This is a genomic window from uncultured Subdoligranulum sp., from assembly GCF_937890665.1.
In genome coordinates, this window is sequence record NZ_CALADU010000006.1 from 1 (window position 1) to 3,578 (window position 3,578).

Here is a 3,578-nt window from a genome sequence, read left to right on the forward strand (position 1 = left end):
CCAAGGCGCGCCGCACGATTCGGGCACCGCAAGAGAGTTCCTTGTTATAATGCCGCCTGCGGCGGAAACAGGGAGGAATTTTAGGCGCAGCGGTCGAAGAGTGCAAGCGCCGCTCCAAGGCGCGCCGCACGATTCGGGCACCGCAAGAGAGTTCCTTGCTATAATGCCGCCCGCGGCGCTCGCCGCGAGAGGGAAAACTTTCCGCTACTTTAAATTTTCACCATACAACCATCAAGAAAAGGAGAGACCAAGATGAAAACCATGTCCAAACGTGTCCTGGCGCTGGCCGGTGCCGCTGCGCTGGCACTCACTAGTCTGGCAGGCTGCGGTTCCCAGCAGAACAATGCCGCGGCTACGGTGGATGCCGCCTCGGTATCCTTCCCCCTGACCGAAACAGTCACATTCACGGCATTGACCCACGAACCTTCCTTTGCCGGACAGGAGCTCAATGACCGTCTGATCGCCCAAAGGCTGGAAGAGGCTACGAATGTTCACATCGACTGGACTGTCTATGTGGATGACCAGTTTGGCGAAAAAAAGCAACTTGCTTTAGCCAAGAAGGAATTGCCTGATATGGTCTTTGATGCCCAGATGAGCCAGTACGACCTGCTGCGCTACGCCAAGGACGGAACCATCATTGCGGTGGATGAACTGATCGACCAGTACATGCCCAACCTGAAAAAAATTCTGGATGAAAACCCTGAGTACCGTACCCTGATCACAGCTCCGGACGGTCATATCTATTCCTTCCCCTGGATCGAAGAACTGGGCAGCGATAAGGAGGCTATTCAGTCTATCGGTGGCATTCCCTGGATCAACAAAGCATGGCTGGATGAACTGGGGCTGGAGATGCCCACGACCCCGGAAGAACTCACGGAAGTATTGCGGGCGTTTAAACAGGCGCATCCCGATTGCCTGCCCCTTTCCTTTGTAATGAATGGCGGCAATGAAGATGTGGGCGTGTTGCTCAGTGCCTTTGGCTACGGTGAAAATGCAGACCACTATGTGGTCAATAATGACAAGCAGGTGATCTACACACTGGCCGATGAAGGCATCATTCCCGGCCTGGAATGGTTGCATACTCTCTATGCCGAAGGTCTTATTGATCCCGAAGTTTTTACGCAGGATTACAACACCTATGTTTCCAAGGCCGCCAGTGATCGTTACGGACTCTTTATGGCGTGGGACAACACCAGCGCTGGTACCCCGGACAATTATGTGGCGCTTCCTCCGTTGAAGAACGCAGAGGGCGAACAGGCTGTCACCCGTCAGAATGCAATGGGGTTTGAAATCGGCCGCTGCGTGATCACTGGTACCAACCCCAATCCGGCGCTCACAGCCAAGTGGGTCGACCAACTTTATGACCCCATCCAGTCGGTGCAGGACAACTGGGGAACCTACGGTGATACCACCCAGGACAACATCTTTGAGATGAAAGATGACGGTACCCTGCAGCACCTGGCGATCCCCGAAGGTGTTGTGCCCTATGAACTGCGCATGAAGACCAACCTGGGCGGCCCGCTGGCCGTGCTGGACAGCTACTACGGCACCTACACTACCATGCCGGACGACGCCAAGCTGCGCCTGGATGTGATCCAGAGCGAGTTCGCTCCCGCCATGGAATGCGATTACAACTATCCGCCCATCTTCTTTGACATCGAAACCACCGACCGCATCACCCAGATCGAGACCGACCTGAAACCCTACGCCGAAAGCCAGAAAGCGGCATGGATTATGAACGGCGGCGCGGCCGAAGAGTGGGATGCTTATATCGCCAAACTTAACGAGATGAACCTGCAGGAACTGCTGCAGCTCAAACAGACCGGACTGGACAACTACTTTGCCAGCATGAACGGCTAAAAATGACTGCCTGCCGTGCTTTGGCACGACAGGCAGCCTTTGTTACGGAGAAATGATCATGGAACAAACCAACATCCTGGCCCGCGCCCGCCGCTATGAAGAGCAGCATCGCACGCCCGCCGAAAAACGCCCGGCGTTTCACGCCGTGCCGCCGGTGGGCTGGTGCAACGACCCCAACGGATGGTCATACTATGGCGGACGATATCACCTGTTTTACCAGTACCATCCCTACGGCACCAACTGGGGCCCCATGCACTGGGGCCACGCCGTCACAAAGGATTTCCTGCACTGGCAGGACTGCCCCTGCGCCCTGGCGCCCGACACGCCCTTTGACCAAAACGGGTGCTTTTCCGGTGGTGCCATGGAATGGAAAGGCAAGCAGCTGATCCTGTACACCGGCGTCATGCCGGAGGGGGAGAGCGAGATTCAGCAGCAGTGCCTGGCTCTGGGTGACGGTGAAACTTATGAGAAAGCCGGCGCTCCGGTGTTGACTTGTGACGAGCAGCCCGCGGGGGCTTCCCGCAAGGATTTCCGGGACCCCTTCCTCTTCGCGCAGGACGGTATGGTGTATATGCTGGTGGGCGGCCGCGGCTTCAACGGCCATGGGCGGCTGCTGCTCTACCGCAACCCCCACCCCGAGGATGCTGCTGCCCGGTGGCAGTTTGTGCAGGTATTGGCCGAAAACGACGGCAGCCTGGGCAGCATGTGGGAATGTCCCGGCCTTTTCACCATGGAAGGCCGGACAGTGCTGGTCATTTCGCCCCAGTTTGTGCACCAGGCCGCCGATGACCGGTACCATTGCGGCAACGATACGGCAGCCCTCATCGGCCGGTGGGACGGTCCCGGCACCCCCTTTGTGCGGCAGGCCGATCAGCCCTTGGACAGCGGTCTGGATTTCTATGCGCCCCAGACGCTGGAAACCCCCGATGGACGCCGGGTGCTCCTTGGCTGGATGCAGAACTGGGATCATTGCTACCCGCCGCAAGGCGCGCCCTGGTACGGCCAGATGAGCCTGCCCCGGGAACTGTTCTGGCAGGGGGAGGTTCTCTGCCAGCGGCCGGTGCGGGAACTGGATGCAGCCCGGCGGCTGCGGGTGGAACACCGCGGCGTGGAAGTGGAAAATAGGCCGGTCACGCTGGACGGTGTGCAGGGCCGGGTACTGGATTGCGACTTGCAGGTGGATGTGCGCCGTGCCCGGCGGTTCGGGGTGCGCATCGCCTGCGGTAAGGAACGGTGGGCCGAGGTGCGTTTCGACTTGGAGGATGGGCTGCTTCGCCTGGACCGCCGCCATGCAGGAGGATGTCGGGATGCGCTGGAGCTGCGGGAAACTCCGCTGCTGGCTCCGGCGGGGGATACCCTGCGGCTGCGCATGGTGCTGGATCGGTATTCAGCAGAATTTTTCTTGCAGGATGGGCAGCAGGGGGCCAGCATGACCCTTTATGACGCCCCCGCCGACGCCGACGTGATCCGGTTTTTTGCCAACGGCCGGGCCTGCATGGATCTGCGGCTGTATGATCTGGCGCTATAAGCAGCGCACAGGAGGTGCGTTATGATTGACGTTGTGGCATTGGGCGAACTGCTCATTGATTTTGCGCCGGTTTCCAATGATGAAGCCGGTTATCCGACTCTCAAAGCCCAGCCGGGCGGCGCGCCGGGCAATTTCCTGGCCGCGCTGCAAAAGTACGGCTGTTCCACGGCGCTGATCGGCAAAGTGGGGG

Annotated in this window: 3 protein-coding genes; all 3 read left to right on the forward strand. The window is 59.1% G+C overall.

Going from position 1 to position 3,578, the window contains the following annotated elements; genetic code table 11:
* The first annotated feature begins 252 nt into the window (after positions 1-252).
* Positions 253-1,860 carry an extracellular solute-binding protein gene (locus Q0526_RS00245; RefSeq protein WP_298729701.1) on the forward strand — a complete coding sequence of 536 codons (1,608 nt, stop codon included), beginning with the start codon at positions 253-255 and terminating at the stop codon, positions 1,858-1,860.
* A gap of 58 nt (positions 1,861-1,918) precedes the next feature.
* The gene (locus Q0526_RS00250) at positions 1,919-3,388 is read left to right on the forward strand and encodes a GH32 C-terminal domain-containing protein (RefSeq protein WP_298729703.1); all 1,470 of its coding nucleotides are present in this window, start codon (positions 1,919-1,921) and stop codon (positions 3,386-3,388) included.
* A 21-nt stretch (positions 3,389-3,409) separates the two neighbouring features.
* Positions 3,410-3,578, forward strand: a 169-nt coding sequence (locus Q0526_RS00255) for a PfkB family carbohydrate kinase (protein WP_298729705.1), incomplete at its 3' end; no start/stop codon positions are given.

Excerpts from the sequence above, each read along its gene's own strand:
- Q0526_RS00245 (WP_298729701.1), top strand. The coding sequence starts at position 253 with ATGAAAACCATGTCCAAACGTGTCCTGGCGCTGGCCGGTGCCGCTGCG.
- Q0526_RS00250 (WP_298729703.1), top strand. The coding sequence starts at position 1,919 with ATGGAACAAACCAACATCCTGGCCCGCGCCCGCCGCTATGAAGAGCAG.